18 protein-coding genes are annotated in these 14,572 nt (G+C 71.1%); 10 read left to right on the top strand and 8 right to left on the bottom strand.

Going from position 1 to position 14,572, the window contains the following annotated elements; all coding sequences use genetic code 11:
- Positions 1-160: 160 nt before the first annotated feature.
- From ACWEVS_RS39375 to ACWEVS_RS39345, 7 genes are all read left to right on the top strand, one after another.
- Entirely contained in the window at positions 161-457 is a 297-nt protein-coding gene (locus ACWEVS_RS39375) for a hypothetical protein (RefSeq protein ID WP_449917220.1), read from the top strand.
- A complete protein-coding gene (locus ACWEVS_RS39370; protein ID WP_449917217.1) occupies positions 454-927 on the top strand; it encodes an anthrone oxygenase family protein in 474 nt (157 codons plus the stop codon). The genes ACWEVS_RS39375 and ACWEVS_RS39370 overlap by 4 nt, the downstream gene beginning before the upstream one ends.
- 105 nt (positions 928-1,032) lie before the next feature.
- Positions 1,033-2,658 carry an ABC transporter substrate-binding protein gene (locus tag ACWEVS_RS39365; RefSeq protein WP_452555891.1) on the top strand — a complete coding sequence of 542 codons (1,626 nt, stop codon included), beginning with the start codon at positions 1,033-1,035 and terminating at the stop codon, positions 2,656-2,658.
- On the top strand, positions 2,655-3,671 hold the full coding sequence (locus ACWEVS_RS39360) for an ABC transporter permease (RefSeq protein WP_452555889.1): 1,017 nt from the start codon (positions 2,655-2,657) through the stop codon (positions 3,669-3,671). The genes ACWEVS_RS39365 and ACWEVS_RS39360 overlap by 4 nt, the downstream gene beginning before the upstream one ends.
- Positions 3,668-4,513: an ABC transporter permease gene (locus tag ACWEVS_RS39355; RefSeq protein WP_452555887.1), complete on the top strand. Its 846-nt coding sequence runs from the start codon at positions 3,668-3,670 to the stop codon at positions 4,511-4,513. Before ACWEVS_RS39360 ends, ACWEVS_RS39355 begins: the two co-directional genes overlap by 4 nt.
- The gene (locus ACWEVS_RS39350; RefSeq protein ID WP_452555885.1) at positions 4,510-5,358 is read left to right on the top strand and encodes an ATP-binding cassette domain-containing protein; all 849 of its coding nucleotides are present in this window, start codon (positions 4,510-4,512) and stop codon (positions 5,356-5,358) included. Before ACWEVS_RS39355 ends, ACWEVS_RS39350 begins: the two co-directional genes overlap by 4 nt.
- Complete coding sequence (locus tag ACWEVS_RS39345) at positions 5,355-6,230, top strand: ABC transporter ATP-binding protein (RefSeq protein ID WP_354913510.1); 876 nt, start codon at positions 5,355-5,357, stop codon at positions 6,228-6,230. The genes ACWEVS_RS39350 and ACWEVS_RS39345 overlap by 4 nt, the downstream gene beginning before the upstream one ends.
- Here ACWEVS_RS39345 and ACWEVS_RS39340 read toward each other — a convergent pair whose 3' ends face one another.
- The gene (locus ACWEVS_RS39340) at positions 6,231-6,587 is read right to left on the bottom strand and encodes a DUF742 domain-containing protein (RefSeq protein ID WP_354913508.1); all 357 of its coding nucleotides are present in this window, start codon (positions 6,585-6,587) and stop codon (positions 6,231-6,233) included. It lies immediately after the preceding gene.
- Entirely contained in the window at positions 6,580-8,472 is a 1,893-nt protein-coding gene (locus ACWEVS_RS39335; protein ID WP_452555883.1) for a sensor histidine kinase, read from the bottom strand. Before ACWEVS_RS39335 ends, ACWEVS_RS39340 begins: the two co-directional genes overlap by 8 nt.
- 163 nt (positions 8,473-8,635) lie before the next feature.
- Here ACWEVS_RS39335 and ACWEVS_RS39330 point away from each other — a divergent pair, with 163 nt between their 5' ends.
- The gene (locus tag ACWEVS_RS39330; protein WP_449917199.1) at positions 8,636-10,204 is read left to right on the top strand and encodes an ABC transporter substrate-binding protein; all 1,569 of its coding nucleotides are present in this window, start codon (positions 8,636-8,638) and stop codon (positions 10,202-10,204) included.
- Between the two features lie 2 nt (positions 10,205-10,206).
- On the opposite strand, the gene ACWEVS_RS39325 is transcribed toward ACWEVS_RS39330, so the two are convergent.
- The gene (locus ACWEVS_RS39325; RefSeq protein WP_354913835.1) at positions 10,207-10,371 is read right to left on the bottom strand and encodes a hypothetical protein; all 165 of its coding nucleotides are present in this window, start codon (positions 10,369-10,371) and stop codon (positions 10,207-10,209) included.
- A gap of 20 nt (positions 10,372-10,391) precedes the next feature.
- Here ACWEVS_RS39325 and ACWEVS_RS39320 point away from each other — a divergent pair, with 20 nt between their 5' ends.
- Positions 10,392-11,021, top strand: coding sequence for a hypothetical protein (locus ACWEVS_RS39320; protein WP_354913829.1), 630 nt, complete (start codon positions 10,392-10,394; stop codon positions 11,019-11,021).
- Here ACWEVS_RS39320 and ACWEVS_RS39315 read toward each other — a convergent pair whose 3' ends face one another.
- On the bottom strand, positions 11,022-11,321 hold the full coding sequence (locus tag ACWEVS_RS39315; RefSeq protein ID WP_449917197.1) for a hypothetical protein: 300 nt from the start codon (positions 11,319-11,321) through the stop codon (positions 11,022-11,024).
- A gap of 130 nt (positions 11,322-11,451) precedes the next feature.
- Positions 11,452-11,589 carry a hypothetical protein gene (locus tag ACWEVS_RS39310; protein WP_354906837.1) on the bottom strand — a complete coding sequence of 46 codons (138 nt, stop codon included), beginning with the start codon at positions 11,587-11,589 and terminating at the stop codon, positions 11,452-11,454.
- 90 nt (positions 11,590-11,679) lie between these two features.
- Here ACWEVS_RS39310 and ACWEVS_RS39305 point away from each other — a divergent pair, with 90 nt between their 5' ends.
- Complete coding sequence (locus ACWEVS_RS39305; RefSeq protein ID WP_449917194.1) at positions 11,680-12,480, top strand: alpha/beta fold hydrolase; 801 nt, start codon at positions 11,680-11,682, stop codon at positions 12,478-12,480.
- A 112-nt stretch (positions 12,481-12,592) separates the two neighbouring features.
- Here ACWEVS_RS39305 and ACWEVS_RS39300 read toward each other — a convergent pair whose 3' ends face one another.
- From ACWEVS_RS39300 to ACWEVS_RS39290, 3 genes are read right to left on the bottom strand one after another with little or no spacing between them, the layout of a single operon-like run.
- A complete protein-coding gene (locus tag ACWEVS_RS39300; RefSeq protein WP_452555880.1) occupies positions 12,593-13,294 on the bottom strand; it encodes a hypothetical protein in 702 nt (233 codons plus the stop codon).
- Complete coding sequence (locus tag ACWEVS_RS39295) at positions 13,291-14,151, bottom strand: ABC transporter ATP-binding protein (protein ID WP_449917188.1); 861 nt, start codon at positions 14,149-14,151, stop codon at positions 13,291-13,293. Before ACWEVS_RS39295 ends, ACWEVS_RS39300 begins: the two co-directional genes overlap by 4 nt.
- On the bottom strand, positions 14,148-14,501 hold the full coding sequence (locus ACWEVS_RS39290; RefSeq protein ID WP_452555878.1) for a GntR family transcriptional regulator: 354 nt from the start codon (positions 14,499-14,501) through the stop codon (positions 14,148-14,150). The genes ACWEVS_RS39295 and ACWEVS_RS39290 overlap by 4 nt, the downstream gene beginning before the upstream one ends.
- Positions 14,502-14,572 lie beyond the last annotated feature (71 nt).

Here is a 14,572-nt window from a genome sequence, read left to right as displayed (position 1 = left end):
GCACAACGACAAGACCGGCCGGCCCACCGCCCGATCCCTCACCGCCTACGACCATTGACGCTCAGCCGTACGGCTTGGAATCAGTCATCTAGACGCTGGATGATGCGGGCGAGCTTCTCGACGATGGCCGCCGTCCGGGGGTCGCGGCCAGGCTGAGGGCATGACGAACCTGGTTCTGGGCGGCACGGGGAGGACCGGCCGCAACGTGGCCCGTGTCGCGGGCGACGCGGCCTCGGTCTCGGAGAACGCGGCCTGGGTGGCGGTGAACATGAGCGGGCCGGCGCGCGAGGTCGTCCTTCCCGTGGGCGAGGGCGAGGTCGTCCTTTCCGCGGGGGAGGCTGTCCGGTCCAGGGGTGCGGGCGTGTTGTCCTCGGGGGACGGCGGCCCGTCGGCGGGCGAGGGTGGCCGGCCCTCCGTCAAGGCCCGGTGCGCCGGGGTGCGAGGTGGCGGACGATGACGACGCTGACCCAGGTGATCGCGGTGCTCAGCCTGGTTCTGCTGGGCGCGATGGCCGGCCTGTTCTACGGGTTCACGATCTCGGTCATGCCCGGGCTCGACGCGATCAGGCCCGACCAGGCGGTGGCGGCGATGCGCAGCGCGAACAGGAAGATCCTGAACCCGGTCTTCCTGCTGATGTACCTGGCGGCGCCTGTCGCCCCGGTCGCGGCGGGCGTGCTGCTCCTCGTCCAGGACGTGCCGGCCGCGGGGACCGCCTTCCTCGTCGCGGGCGGCCTGTACGTCCTCGGCGCGTTCGCGGTGACCGCGGCGGTCAACGTACCGATGAACAACGCGCTGGAGGCGGGCCGGGGGGAGCCGGAGCGGCTGTGGGCCGCCTACTCCGCCCGCTGGCGGCGGTGGAACACGCTGAGGGGGCTGGTGAGCTTCGCGTCTCTCGCCATCGCGGGGGTGGGCCTGTTGTTGTGGTGATGCCGGGGAAGGGAGAGGCGTAAGTCGCTACGATCTTGCCCGGCGGGGCGAAAGCCGGGCGAAAGGCGCGGATCCCGTCAGAGTGGCTTACGAAAGGAACTCCCCATGCGCTGGCACAAGCGTCTGCTCGCCGCAGGGGTCGTCGGGGCCGTGACCATGACCGCATCCGCGTGCGCGGGCGGACAGGTGCGCGGTGCCAGCCAGCCCCCCTCAGCGCCCGCCACCGGATCCACCGCCTCCCCGACGGCGAACGCGGCGACGGAGAACGACAAGACGTTCGTCTACGCGCCCAACCTCGACGTGGTGACCGACTGGGACCCCGCGACCTCGTACTCCAACGAGAACATCGCGATGCAGAACATCTACGAGTCGCTGACCCGCTACAACGTCGCGACTCAAAAGCCGGAGCCGCGCCTGGCCACCGAGTGGAGCTCGGCGGCAGGCGGCAAGGAGTGGACGTTCAAGCTCCGGGAGAACGTGAAGTTCCACAGCGGCAACCCCGTGACCGCCGAGGCCGCCAAGAAGGCGATCGAGCGCACGATGAAGCTGAAGGGCGGCGCCGCCTACGTCTGGGACGCGGTCAAGAAGATCGAGACCCCCGACGAGCACACGCTGAAGTTCACCCTGTCCTACGCCAGCCCGCTCGACCTGGTGGCCTCCTCGGGCTACGCCTCCTACATCTACGACACCAGCGTGGTCGAGCAGGTCAAGGACGGCAAGGCCGACGCGGGCACCGGCCCGTACACGGTCGACACGTGGGAGAAGGGCAAGGAGACCGAGCTCACGCTCAAGGCCTTCGACGGCTACTGGGGCGGCTGGAGGCCCGAGCAGTACAAGAAGGTCGCCTTCCGCGTCACGCCCGAGCTGAACACGGCGTGGCAACTGCTGCAGAAGGGTGAGGTCCACTTCGTCCAGCGGCTGAACCCGCAGCTGTTCGCACAGGCCGGCGGCACCGCCGGCGTGCAGGCGTCGCAGACGGCGTCCTTCCAGAACCTGATGCTGCTGTTCAACACCGACAGCGGCCCGCTCAAGGACGTCCGCGTACGGCAGGCGCTGCAGAAGGTCCTCGACTACGACGGCCTGGTCGCCGCGCTGAAGGGCGCGGGGCAGAAGGGCTCGGGCCTGGTGCCGCAGGGCCTGCTCGGCTTCACGCCCGGCCTGGAGCCCAAGCAGGACCTCGCCGAGGCCGCCGAGCTGCTGGCCGCCGCCGACTACGGGCCCGACCTCAACGAGCTGAAGCTCAGCCTGACCTACGCCCAGGGCGACGCCGACCAGCAGCTGCTGGTCACGCTGCTGACGGCGGAGCTGAAGAAGCTCAACGTCTCCCTGCAGGCCAAGCCGATGCAGTGGAACCCGCAGTGGGACCTCGGCAAGAAGAAGGGCCAGGACATCTTCGTCATGTACTGGTTCCCGGACTACGCCGACCCGTACTCGTGGTTCGTCAACGTCTTCCGCAGCGCCGACCCCGTCTCCTTCAACCTGTCGTACCTGAAGGACGAGGCCATCGACAAGGAGATCGACGCGCTGCCCGAGCTGACCGCGACCGACAGGACGGCCGCCGAGCGGTCCTACGCGGAGCTGCAGCGGAAGATCATCGAGGAGAAGGCCGCGGTGGCGGTGCCGTACGTGCAGACCTACCAGCGGGCGCTGTCGGCTGGCGTGGAGGGCTACGTCGACAACCCCGCCTACCCGAACGTGGTCTCCTTCTACGACCTGAAGCCCACCGGGTGACGCGTTACCTGGCTCGCCGGCTCGGCCAGGCTCTCCTGGTCGTGGCCGGCGTGGTCACGCTCACGTTCGTCATCATGCGGCTGGTGCCTGGCGATCCCGCCGTGGCGTACGCGGGGCCGAAGGCGACGCCCGAGCAGCTCGCGGCGGCGCGCGAGCAGTTCGGGCTGGAGCGGCCCCTCCACGTCCAGCTCTGGAACTACGCCAGGGACCTGGTCACCGGCGACTGGGGTGTCAGCCTGCGCACCCGCAGGCCGGTCATGGAGGATCTGCTCAACGCCTTCCCCGCGACGCTGGAACTGGTGGGCGCGGCCCTGGTCGTCGCGATCCTGGTGGGGGTGCCGGTCGGCGTGCTCGCCGCCCGCCACAAGAGGAGACTGCCGGACCTCTCGGTACGGCTGGGCTCCATGCTTGCCGTCTCGGTCCCGGTGTTCTGGCTGGCGCTCACCCTCCAGCTGGTCTTCGCCACCCATCTCGGCTGGTTCCCCGTGGCGGGCGAGTACGACACCACGCTCGACACCACCAGCCCGCTCACCCTGTGGACCAACATCACGATCGTGGACGCGCTCATCACGGGCAACTGGCCGATCTTCACCAGCACGGCCGAGCACCTCGTGCTGCCCGCGCTCGTCGTGGCCGCCTACCCCGCGGGCGTGATCGCCCAGCTCACCCGCGCCGCGCTCATCGAGGAGTCGGGGCAGGACCACGTGCGGTTCGAACGGGCCATGGGCTTCGGCGAGACCGCCATCCTGACGCGCTTCGCGCTGCGGCCCGCGCTCAACCCCGTGCTGTCGCTGATCGCGCTCGTCTTCGCCTACTCCCTGGTCAACGGCTTCCTGGTCGAGGCGGTCTTCAACTGGCCCGGCCTCGGCCGTTACGCGTTCAACGCGATCACCTCGGCGGACACGCCGGGCATCGCGGGCGTCACCGTGCTGGTCGCCGTGGTCTACGTGCTGGCCAACCTGGTCGTCGACCTGCTCCAGGGTGTCGTCGACCCGAGAGTGAGGGCGCGATGACCGCCGTCGAGCCGCGCCGGCGATTGCCCCGCGTCCCTGACCGCTTCGCGGCCTTCGGCGCGGTGCTGCTCGTGCTCATCGTGCTGTCGGCGATCTGCGCGCCGTGGCTGGCGCCGTACCCGGAGAACGACACGCAGCCGCTGCGCGCGCTGCTGCCGCCCGGTGCCGCGCACTGGTTCGGCACCGACCAGGTCGGCCGCGACATCCTCACCCAGGTCCTGTACGGCGGGCGCACCTCGCTGGCGATCGCCGTCGCCGTGCTGGCGGTGTCGGCGACGGCCGGGGTCACGCTCGGCCTCGTCGCGGGCTACGCGGGCGGCTGGGCCCGCGACGTGATCATGCGGGTCACCGACGTCTTCCTCGCCTTCCCCGCCCTGCTGCTCGCCCTGGCGCTCGCCGTGGTGCTGCGGCCGAGCGTGACCACGGTGATCCTGTCGATCGCGGTGACCTGGTGGCCCTGGTACGCCCGCCTGTCGGCCTCGGTGGCCGCCTCCGTCTCCACCAGGAGCTACGTGGACGCGGCCCGCTGCCTGGGCGTGCCGGCCCCGCTGATCGTGCTGCGGCACGTGCTGCCGAACTCGCTCACGCCCGTCCTGGTGCAGCTCTCGCTGGACGCGGGCGGCGTCATCCTGACCGCGGCGGCCCTGTCCTACCTGGGGCTCGGCGCGCAGGAGCCGACCGCCGAATGGGGGTTGATGGTGTACCAGGGGCAGACGCTCTTCACCACGAACTGGTGGGCGGTCACCTTCCCCGGGCTGGCGATCCTGCTGACGGCGTTCGCGTTCAACGTGCTCGGCGAGGGACTGCGCGGCGCGCTCGACCCGCGGAGGACGGTCCGGTGATCAGCATCAGGGACCTGCGGGTCGCCTACGGGTCCAGGGTGGTGGCGCACGTGCCCGTCCTCGACGTGGCGGCGGGGGAGTGCGTGGCCCTCGTCGGGGAGAGCGGCTCGGGCAAGTCCACGACGCTGCTGGCCGCGCTGGGGCTCGCCGAGGGGGCCACGGTGTCGGGGGAGGTGAGCGTGTGCGGGGTGGACGTGCTGCGGGCCAGGCCCCGCGCGCTGCGCGCGATCAGGGGGGCGAAGGCGGCGCTGGTCATCCAGTCGCCGCAGGCGGCGCTGTCGCCGACGACGCGGCTCGGCGTGCTCATGCGCAGGGCACTCAAGCGCCACGGCATCACCGGCACCCCCTCCTCCGGGCCGTCCGCCGCCCTGCCCGACGGGAACGCCGGGGTGCTCCCCGACGGGGAACCCGCGGGCGGCGCCGGGCGCGCGGACGCTCAGCGGCGGGGCGGGATCGAGGCGGTGATGGCGCGGGCGTGCGAGGCCGTGATGCTCGACCCGGCCATCCTGCGCCGCTACCCGCACGAGATCTCCGGCGGCCAGGCCCAGCGGTTCGCCATCGCCCTGGCCATCGCGCTATGCGCCGAGGTGATCCTCGCCGACGAGCCCACCAGCGCCCTCGACGTCACCGTCCAGGCCGAGGTGGTCGGCGTGCTGCAGAGGCTGCGCGAGGAGCGGGGGCTCGCCCTGCTGATCGTCTCCCACGACCTCCCCCTGGTCTCCACGATCGCCGACCGCGTGCTGGTCATGAAGGACGGCGAGGTCGTGGAGTCAGGCCCGGCCCACCAGGTGCTGTCCAGTCCCGGCCACCCCTACACCCGCGAGCTGCTGGAGGCGCTCCCATGATCATGCGCGCCGACGGCGTCACCCTCGCCTACGGCAGGACGCCCGTCGTCCACGACGTCACCCTCGACATCACCGAAGGCGGCGTCGGCCTCATCGGCGAGTCGGGCTCGGGCAAGACCACGCTCGCCCGCGCCTTCCTCGGTCTGCTCCGACCCGTCAAGGGCCGCGTCACCTACGGCGGGCAGGACCTGTCCAAGGTCGACAGGAAGGTCTTCAGGAAGGCCGTCCAGCCGGTGTTCCAGGCCGAGTCGCTCGACCCCAGGATGTCGGTCGGCCGATCGATCGCCGAGGGCAGCCGTGACAGGGCGGCGGTGCCCGCGCTGATGGAGCAGGTCGGCCTGGACCCGGCGCTGGCCGGACGCAAGCCGCACCAGCTCTCCGGCGGGCAGCGCCAGCGGGTGGTCATCGCCAGGGCCCTGGCCGTGCGTCCCAGGCTGCTCGTCCTCGACGAGCCGACGAGCGCGCTCGACGTGACCGTGCAGGCCAGGATCCTCGACCTGCTGGCGGGCCTGGGGACCGAGCGGCTGCTCATCACCCACAACCTGGCGGTCGTGGGGCGGCTGTGCCGTACCTCTCACGTGCTGTTCGCCGGGCGGATCGTCGAGTCGGGGCCGACGGAGGACCTGCTGCGGCGGCCCGCCCACCCCTACACGCTGGCGCTGCGTGACGCCGTGCCCAAGCTGGGCGGCCGGCCGCCGGTGGCCAGGGGCGGAACCGAGTCGGCGCCCGCGGACACCGGATGCCCGTTCCGGCTGCGGTGCCCGCTGGCCGTACCGGAGTGCGAGACCGCCCCGCAGCCGCGCGAGGTGGCGGGCAGGACGGTCGCCTGCCACCGGGCCGAGCTGGTGCTCACAGGGCTGGCCGCGCGGTGATCACAGGGCGCGCAGCCCGTTGATCACCTCGAGCATCACCTTGGCGTCGGGCGCGGGCGGTGGCTTCTCGACCTCCACCAGCTTCTGCGCGTGCAGGTCACCGACCAGCACGCGCACCACGCCGATCGGCAGGTTCAGCTCGGCGGCCACGTCCACCAGACGGGTGGGTTTGGTGCACTGCTGAAGGATGATCAGGTGTTCGGGGCCGAGGCCCACGGGCATGGCGAGACCGCCCGCCGTGATGATCACGGCGATGAGGTCGATGGCCTCGCTGGCGGGCACGGTGCGACCGCGGGTCAGCAGGTAGGCGGGAACGATCGGACCTGCGTCCTCGTCCAGCCAGCGCTCCTCACTCACTGGTCACCACCCGCATCTTCCTCACGGGTTCCTGCTCCTGCTCCTCGGGTGCGACGACGAGCTCTGCGGGGATCAGCACGATGGCGGTGGTCCCTCCATATGGCGAACCGCGCAACGTCACGCGGATGTCATGCCTGGCGGCCAGGCGGGCGACGACGAACAGGCCGAGCCTGTCGCTGTCGGCGAGATCGAACTCGGGCGGGTTGGCCAGCCGTTCGTTGAGCTCGGCCAGCTCCTCTTCGCTGAGTCCGAGTCCCCTGTCCTCCACCTCCACGACGAAACCGTGCGCGGCGAGCTCGCCCCGCACGGTCACCGTGGTGTGCGGAGGGGAGAAGACGGTGGCGTTCTCGATCAGTTCGGCGATCAGGTGGATGACGTCGCCGACCACGGGCCCGGCCAGCGAGTGGGCGGGCATGGGCGAGACGGTCACCCTGGTGTAGTCCTCCACCTCGGCGGCGGCGCCGCGCACCACGTCGTGCAGCGGCACCGGCTTGCGCCAGCCACGTCCGGGAGTGGCGCCCGACAGGATGATCAGGCCCTCGGCGTGGCGGCGCATGCGGGTGGTCAGGTGGTCGAGGCGGAACAGGTCGTCCAGGGCCTGCGGGTCGGTGGCGGTGCGCTGCATGCCGTCCAGCTGGATGCGCTGGCGGTGCAGCAGCGTCTGGCTGCGCCGGGCCAGGTTGCGGAAGACCTGGCCGACGCCCGCGCGCAGCTTCGCCTCGCCGACGGCCGCCTCGACGGCGGTCTGCTGGACGGTGGCGAAGGCCTTGCCGACATCGGCGATCTCGGTCGTCCTGCCCGGCACGGACAGCTCGGGCACCTCGACCTCCTCGCCCTGGCGCAGCTTGCGGACGACCTGCGGCAGGCGGGTCTCGGCCACCTCGAGCGCGGCCTCGCGCAGCGTGGCCAGCTCCTTGGACAGCCGGTTGCCCATCCGCAGGGAGATCACGAGGGAGACGACCACGACGAGCAGGCCGGTGCCCGCCAGCACGAGGGCGCGCACGAGCACCGCGTCGGCCACGGGCTCGGCGCGCTCGGTGAGCATGACGCCCGCCTCGTTCTGCGCGTTCTGGATGGCGTTGGCCAGCGCCGTGGAGGTGGAGGGCCAGTCGGCGGGCGCACGGCCCGCGATGATCTGCTCCTCCATGATCCGCAGCCGCTGGTAGGCCGGGGTGGTGATGATGCCGACCTGGATCTCGCGCAGCGGCGCGTCCAACTCGGCGAGCGCCTGGTCGATGAGGAAGCGGCGGTTGCCGACGAGCTGGGTGAAGAGCTTGCGCTCCTCGTCACCCGGGTTGCCGACGGCGATGGCCTGCTCCCTGGTCAGCAACTCCTTGGCGTAGCCGAGGTTGATGACCAGGCGCGACTGCTCGTAGATCGGGATGTCGTCGATCAGCGCGACGCTGCGCTGCAGGCCGAACAGCGCGTCGGAGATCGCGTTGTAGGCCTCGATGGTGGGCAGCCGGGGCGACAGGCCGGCGTCGACCTCGCCCCTGATCGCCTCGAGGTGCACCAGCTGGGTGAGGACCGCGTCGATCTGGCGGCGCACCGCCTCGGTGGTCGAGCCGCGCGAGCGGTCCGACAGCTGGCGGAAGAGCTCCCTGGCCGCGTCGGTCCTGGCCCGCTGCTCGTAGGCGGCGCTCTGGTCGGCCGGGGCGTGCCGGTGGACCACCAGCCGGGCCGAGGACAGGCGCTCGCGCTGCAGCTCGCCGATCAGTTTGCTCGCGGGCTGGCGTAGATTGGTCCAGCGCTCCTTGTAGGAGCGCAGCTCCAGGCTCTCGCCCGCGGTCACCGCGACGATGACACCCCACAGGGTCATCATCGACACCAGCGGAACTAGCAGCAGGCCGACGATCTTCACTCTGATCGTGCGGCTTCGGCCCATGGCACCTCACTCCGGTCGGTCCCTAGCATCGGAACCCCGGATTTGGGACAGGTGAGAGCCTAGCAACTGCACCTCGCAATTTCCCGATTTTTCGGGATTTTGAGCATCATTTCGTGATCTTGCAGTAGGTTTCCCAGGACGATCGGGGAGTAGAGGGAGGCAGATGCGCCGTCGGCTGATCGCGGCCGCGCTCGCGCTCCTCCTCGCGGGCTGCTCGACCGCCCCGCAGGCACGGCAGGAGCAGCGGCCACCCGCGAAGGATTCCACGTTCGTCTACGTGGAGAACCTCGGCGTGGTCACCGACTGGGATCCGGCCAGCTCCTACTCCAACGAGATCATCGCGATGCAGAACATCTACGAGTCGCTGACGATCTACAACCCGGTCACCAAGAAGGCGAGCCCGCGCCTGGCCACCTCCTGGCGCGCCTCCGCGGACGGCCGGACCTGGACCTTCACCCTGCGCTCCGGCGTCACCTTCCACACCGGCAGGCCCATGGACGCCGCCGCGGTCAAGGCGTCGATCGAGCGCACCATGCGCTCCAAGAGCGGACCCTCCTACATCTGGGGCGCGGTCGAGTCCATCAGGGCCGACGACCCGCTCACGGTGACGTTCACGCTGAAGTACGCCGTGCCGCTCGACCTCGTCGCCTCCTCCGGGTACGCCGCCTACATCTACGACACGGCGGCCGCACCCGACCTCAAGGCGTGGTTCGCCGCCGGCCGGGACGCCGGCACCGGCCCGTACACCGTCGCCGGTTGGCGGAAGGGCAAGAGCGACGAGCTCACGCTCAAGGCCTACCAGGCCTACTGGGGCGGCTGGGACCGGCCCCACTACACCACGGTCAAGTACGTGGTCGAGCCCGACATCGAGGAGGCCTGGCGGCGCCTGATGCGCGGCGAGGTCAGCTTCGTGCACCGGCTCAACCCGTCCCTCTACCGCAGGGCGAGCAGGACGGCGGGCGTGCGGACCGCCGCCATGCCGTCGTTCCAGACCGCGATGCTGCTTTTCAACACCTCCGCCGGACCGCTCGCGGACGTGCGGATCCGCAGGGCGCTGCGCAAGACGATCGACTACTCGGGGACGCTGCGCGTGTTGCGGGGCGCGGCCTCTCCCTCGACGGGCGTGATCCCCGAAGGGCTGTTCGGCCACTCGGCCGGCCGTACGCCCAGGCAGGACCTCCAGGGCGCGGCGGACCTGCTGGCCAGGGCGGGCTACGGCCCCGGCCGCCTGCCGCTGCGCCTCACCCTCACCTACGCCCAGGGCGACGAGGACCAGCGGGTCTTCGTCCGGCGCCTGGCCGCCACCCTCGAACCGCTCAACATCACGCTGGTGGCCAAGGCGCTGCCGTGGGAGGAGCAGTGGGCCCGCGGCAAGCGGCGCGGTCAGGACATCTTCCTCATGTACTGGTGGCCCGACTACGCCGACGCCTACTCGTGGTTCACCAACGTCTTCAGGAGCGCGGAAGGCGTTCAGTTCAACCTGACCTACCTCAAGGACCGCGAGGCCGACGCGCTGATCGACACGCTGCCCGAGCTCACCGTCACCAACCGGGCGGCGGCGCAGGAGGCCTACGCCAAGCTCGACAGGAGGCTGCTCGACGTCCAGGCGGCGGCCGCGGTGCCGTGGGTGGTCAACTACCAGCGGGCCTACCTGAGCGGTATCCAGGGCTACAACGACAACCCGGCCTATCCGGACGTGGTCTTCGTCCACGAACTGCGGCCGGTCGGCTGAGGTCAGCCCTGCTCGACCTCGGCCTCGACGCGCTCGCGGAGCCGTGACCTGATCTCCTCCGGCGTGTAGGCGCGGCGCCGCCGTTCGGCGCGGGCCATGACCACGCCGGTCGCGGCGACTCCTGCCACGCCCGCCAGGCCGAGAATCTTCCACCATTTCGTCCGCATGTGCCTAGGGTAGTGGCGTGCTGACTCTCGACGAGGCCGTAGATCTCACCCGTACCGGGGACCTCTGGGTGTTCAGGGGACGCTCGGTGCCGGACCGGGCGATCCAGACAGTGACCAACAGCCCGGTCAACCACGTGGGCATGTCGATCGTCATCGAGGACATGCCACCCATGATGTGGCACGCCGAGCTCGGCAAGTCGCTGCTCGACCTGTGGTCGGGCACCCACCAGCGCGGGGTGCAGCTGCACGACCTGCGCGAGGCGGTCACCGTCTGGGGCCGGCGGTACGGCCAGCGCGGCTGGTTGCGCCAGCTCGAACCGCAGGCCACCGCCGAGATGGAGGACGCGGCGCTGCGCACGGTCGCCAGGCTCGACGGCACGCCGTTCCCCTCGACCGCGCGCCTGGCGGGGCGATGGCTGCGCGGCAGGATCCCCCGGCTGCGGCGCGAGGTGGGGGAGCGGACGCTGGAGCGCGCCTACTGCGCCGAGGTCGTCGCCGTCACCTACGAGGAGATGGGCCTGCTGCCGGTCGGCCGCAGGCCCAACTGGTACGACCCCGGACGGTTCTGGAGCGGCGACGACCTCGACCTGCTGCTGGGGCACAAGCTGGGCGGCGAGATCTCCGTCGCGGTGCCGCCCGGCGAGAGCTGATCAGCCCGCCAGCTCCCACACCGACGCGAACGCCTCCTGGCTGATCTCGGCCAGCTCCCAGATCTCCAGCGGCTGGTCGGTGAGGAAGCCGTGTTCGTCCTGCAGGTGGCGCCACCAGTAGCGGTGGACGGAGCGGTCGGCGCGGATCTCGATCTGCCTGATCGCCCAGTGCTCGCCGTCGCCCTCGACGCTCTCGAACAGCCACACGCCGCCGTCGCCGTCGTCGGCCCGCCAGTGGTGGCGGGCCAGGTCGGACTCGGCGAGCTGCCTGATGACGGGCTCACGTAGATCTGGAAGCACGCACCCACTCTAGGAGGCGCGACCGACACTTCCGCCGGCCGCCAGCCCCCTGAACACGGCGCGCGCGGGTGCCGCCGGAGCCACGGGCTCGCCCGGCACCCGCGCGCCCTCGGCCGTCCGCGCCGGCGGCTCAGTGGCGCTTCGGGCGCAGTCTGTCCAGGAACCTCCTCGCCTTCGCCTGGTTGTGCGGGTCGCTGGCCATGCGCTTGGCCTTGTCGATCGTTTGCTTGCCTTCCGGGCTGCGCAGATACGCGCGCACCTTGTCCATGAGGCTCGACATACGCGTCCTCTACCCAGCACGCGCGCACCTGCGCATGCCGGCGGCTGCGTAGAGTGTCCCGGCGATGGGGAAGACGACATGAGAACGACGACCGTGCGACGTGACGGCGTGCGACTGGTCTGCCGCGACAGCGGCGGCCCGGGGCCCGCCGTCCTGCTCCTGCACGGCCTGGCCGGACAGTCCCGCGAGTGGGAGGCGCTCGGCGCGCACCTCGGCGGCCGTTACCGGCTGCTGGCGCTCGACCAGCGCGGCCATGGGGGCAGCGAACCCCGCCCGGGCGACACCTCCAGGGCCGCCTTCGTCGCCGACGCGGTCGCCGTCATCGGGGAGCTCGCCGCCGGGCCGGTGATCCTGGCCGGGCAGTCGCTGGGCGGCGTCACCGCGATCCAGGCCGCCGCCGCGCGTCCCGACCTGGTGCGGGCGCTGCTGCTGGTCGAGGCGGGCGCGGCGGCGGGTGACGACGAGACGCCCGCGGAGATCGACGGCTGGCTGGGCTCCTGGCCGGTTCCCTTCGCCGCCCATGAGGACGCGGTGCGGTTCTTCGGCGGCGGGCCGGTCGGCGAGGGCTGGGCCTCCGGGCTGGTCGCCGCGGCCGACGGCCTGCGCCCGACGTTCGAGCGCGAGGTCGTCGTCGACGTCATCGCCGCGCACGCCCGCCGCTCGAACTGGGACGACTGGGCGCGCATCGCCTGCCCGACGACCGTCGTCCTCGGCGAGCGGGGCGTCCTGCCGGCGGAGGAGGTGGCCGAGATGCGGCGGCTGCGGCCCGACGCCCGGTTCGTCACCGTGCCCGGCGCGGGACACGACCTCCACCTGGAGCGCCCCGCCGCGGTGGCCGCCGAGCTCGACCGCCTGCTCGCCCCGGCGCCGCCCAGCTGACGAACGGCGTCCATGACCGGCGGTGTCACGGCGTCCCCTCACCGGGGGCGCCATGCGACCTCGGCGGCCCGGCGGTGCCGGACGACGCCCCGAGCGGCATGGCCGCACCCGCTCACCGCTGGTTCCGCAGCGGGACGTCGCGGATGATCAGCCAGCTGAGGCCGAGGCCGACGGCGAACGTGCCCAGCCCCGCGGCCAGCGCCAGCGGCACCGACTGCGGGAGGTCGAAGCCGAGCCGGTCGGTGATGAACGGCAGCGGCATCCTGTCGCCGATCGCGCTCTGCGCCACCAGGACCATGAGGATGCCGACCGGTACGGCCAGCAGCCCGCCGCCCTGCCACCGGTAGAAGGCGGCCGCGCCGAACGCGCCGGTCACCAGCCAGGCCAGGAACATCACCGTGTACTCAAGGAAGATCAGCGGGACCTGCGTGGGCGCGGTGAACAGGTGGGCCTGGCCGAGCGCCCACGTCCATCCCGTCACGCCGTACAGCAGCGACTCCAGCAGGAAGCTGATCACCAGCAGGGCCGCCAGGAACGGCGCGAACAGCGCGATGGTGACCGCCGCCTGGAAGCCGAACTGGCGGCGGCTCTGCCCGTGGGCGATGTAGAGCGGCAGGAACTCGTTGACCAGGGCGATCCCGGCGAAGAGCGCGTACCAGCGGGTCAGCTGGACGGCCTTCTCCCACACGCTCTCGTCCAGGTTGCCCCAGATGGCGATGCCGACGGTGATCAGCGTGATGAGCACGAGATAGGCCAGCCACGCGAAGGAGGCGAGCCAGATGTTGGCGCCGAGGAGGCGGCTGGGGAATCTCATGAGGCCGGGCCTCCGGTCAGGTGGATGAACAGCTCCTGCATCGCGATGGGGCCGGTCTCCAGGCCGGCGCGGCGGGCCTCGGCGTGGTCGAGCCTGCCGTACACCATGGCGGAGCTGGTGGGGCCGAGCCGCTTGACGCCGAGCACGGTCAGCTCCTTGGTGAACTCCTCGACCTGGGCCGTCGGGCCGGTGACGGAGGTGCCCATGGACAGCAGGTCGTCGGCGGGGGAGTGGACGACGAGGCGGCCCTTGTCGATGATGACGACCTCCTCGAACAGGGCGCTGACCTCCTCGATGAGGTGGGTGGAGAGGATCAGCGTGCGGGGGTGGGCCATGAAGTCGGCCAGCAGCGCGTCGTAGAAGGCCTGCCGGCTGGGGGCGTCCATGCCGAGATATGACTCGTCGAACATGGTCAGCGGGGCCCGCGAGGCCAGGCCCATGACCACGCCGACGGCCGAGCGCTGGCCCTTGGACATGGTTTTGACGTTCTTCTTGGGGTCGAGCTCGAACAGGTCGATGAGCTCCTTCGCGTAGGCGGCGTCCCATCGGGGGCGCAGGTGCTCGGCGAAGTAGAGCGCGTCCTCCACGGTGCCCAGGTCGATCGTCTCGCCGGCGTCGCGGATCAGCGAGATGTCCCTGGTGATCGCCGTGTTCTCGAAGATCGGGCGGCCGTCGGCCAGCGCGCTGCCGCCGCTCGGCCTGCGGAAGCCCGCCAGGACCGACAGCAGGCTGGTCTTGCCCGCGCCGTTGCGGCCGAGCAGGCCGTAGATCTTGCCCGGCTCGAGCGTGAGCGACAGGCCCTCGACGGCGTGGACGTCCCCGTAGCTCACGCGCAGGTCGTCGATGTCGATCCTCATCGGCTGTTCCTGATGCGGTCGATCACGTCGTCGAGCGGGATGCCGATGGCCTTGGCCTCGGCCACCATCGGGTCGACCACCTCGGTGAAGAAGCCCTCCCTGCGCTCCGCGCGGAGCGTGTCCCGGGCGGCAGGGCTGACGAACATGCCGATACCTCGTTTCTTGTAGAGGACGCCTTCGTCGACCAGTTGCTGGAACGCCTTCTGCGCCGTCGCGGGGTTGATGCGGTAGAAGGCGGCGTACTGGTTGGTCGACATGACCTGCTCGTCTCCCTTCAGTGCCCCGCTCACGACCTCGGCCTTGATGCGGTCCGCGATCTGCCGGTAGATGGGGCTCCGGTCGTCGAACATGGTTACTCGCTTCTGTGGTTCATTACTCTTGTAATGAACCATAGAAGCCGTGCGGAAACGCGTCAACTCCC

This window comes from Nonomuraea sp. NPDC003754 (genome assembly GCF_053605785.1).
The sequence above is the reverse complement of the archived record's forward strand: the minus strand, read 5'-3'. Positions and strand labels throughout refer to the sequence as shown.

Excerpts from the sequence above, each read along its gene's own strand:
- ACWEVS_RS39375 (WP_449917220.1), top strand. The coding sequence starts at position 161 with ATGACGAACCTGGTTCTGGGCGGCACGGGGAGGACCGGCCGCAACGTG.
- ACWEVS_RS39310 (WP_354906837.1), bottom strand. The coding sequence starts at position 11,589 with ATGGACAAGGTGCGCGCGTATCTGCGCAGCCCGGAAGGCAAGCAAACG.
- ACWEVS_RS39345 (WP_354913510.1), top strand. The coding sequence starts at position 5,355 with ATGATCATGCGCGCCGACGGCGTCACCCTCGCCTACGGCAGGACGCCC.
- ACWEVS_RS39355 (WP_452555887.1), top strand. The coding sequence starts at position 3,668 with ATGACCGCCGTCGAGCCGCGCCGGCGATTGCCCCGCGTCCCTGACCGC.
- ACWEVS_RS39300 (WP_452555880.1), bottom strand. The coding sequence starts at position 13,294 with ATGAGATTCCCCAGCCGCCTCCTCGGCGCCAACATCTGGCTCGCCTCC.
- ACWEVS_RS39295 (WP_449917188.1), bottom strand. The coding sequence starts at position 14,151 with ATGAGGATCGACATCGACGACCTGCGCGTGAGCTACGGGGACGTCCAC.
- ACWEVS_RS39335 (WP_452555883.1), bottom strand. The coding sequence starts at position 8,472 with ATGGGCCGAAGCCGCACGATCAGAGTGAAGATCGTCGGCCTGCTGCTA.
- ACWEVS_RS39290 (WP_452555878.1), bottom strand. The coding sequence starts at position 14,501 with ATGTTCGACGACCGGAGCCCCATCTACCGGCAGATCGCGGACCGCATC.
- ACWEVS_RS39330 (WP_449917199.1), top strand. The coding sequence starts at position 8,636 with ATGCGCCGTCGGCTGATCGCGGCCGCGCTCGCGCTCCTCCTCGCGGGC.
- ACWEVS_RS39305 (WP_449917194.1), top strand. The coding sequence starts at position 11,680 with ATGAGAACGACGACCGTGCGACGTGACGGCGTGCGACTGGTCTGCCGC.
- ACWEVS_RS39370 (WP_449917217.1), top strand. The coding sequence starts at position 454 with ATGACGACGCTGACCCAGGTGATCGCGGTGCTCAGCCTGGTTCTGCTG.
- ACWEVS_RS39325 (WP_354913835.1), bottom strand. The coding sequence starts at position 10,371 with ATGCGGACGAAATGGTGGAAGATTCTCGGCCTGGCGGGCGTGGCAGGA.
- ACWEVS_RS39365 (WP_452555891.1), top strand. The coding sequence starts at position 1,033 with ATGCGCTGGCACAAGCGTCTGCTCGCCGCAGGGGTCGTCGGGGCCGTG.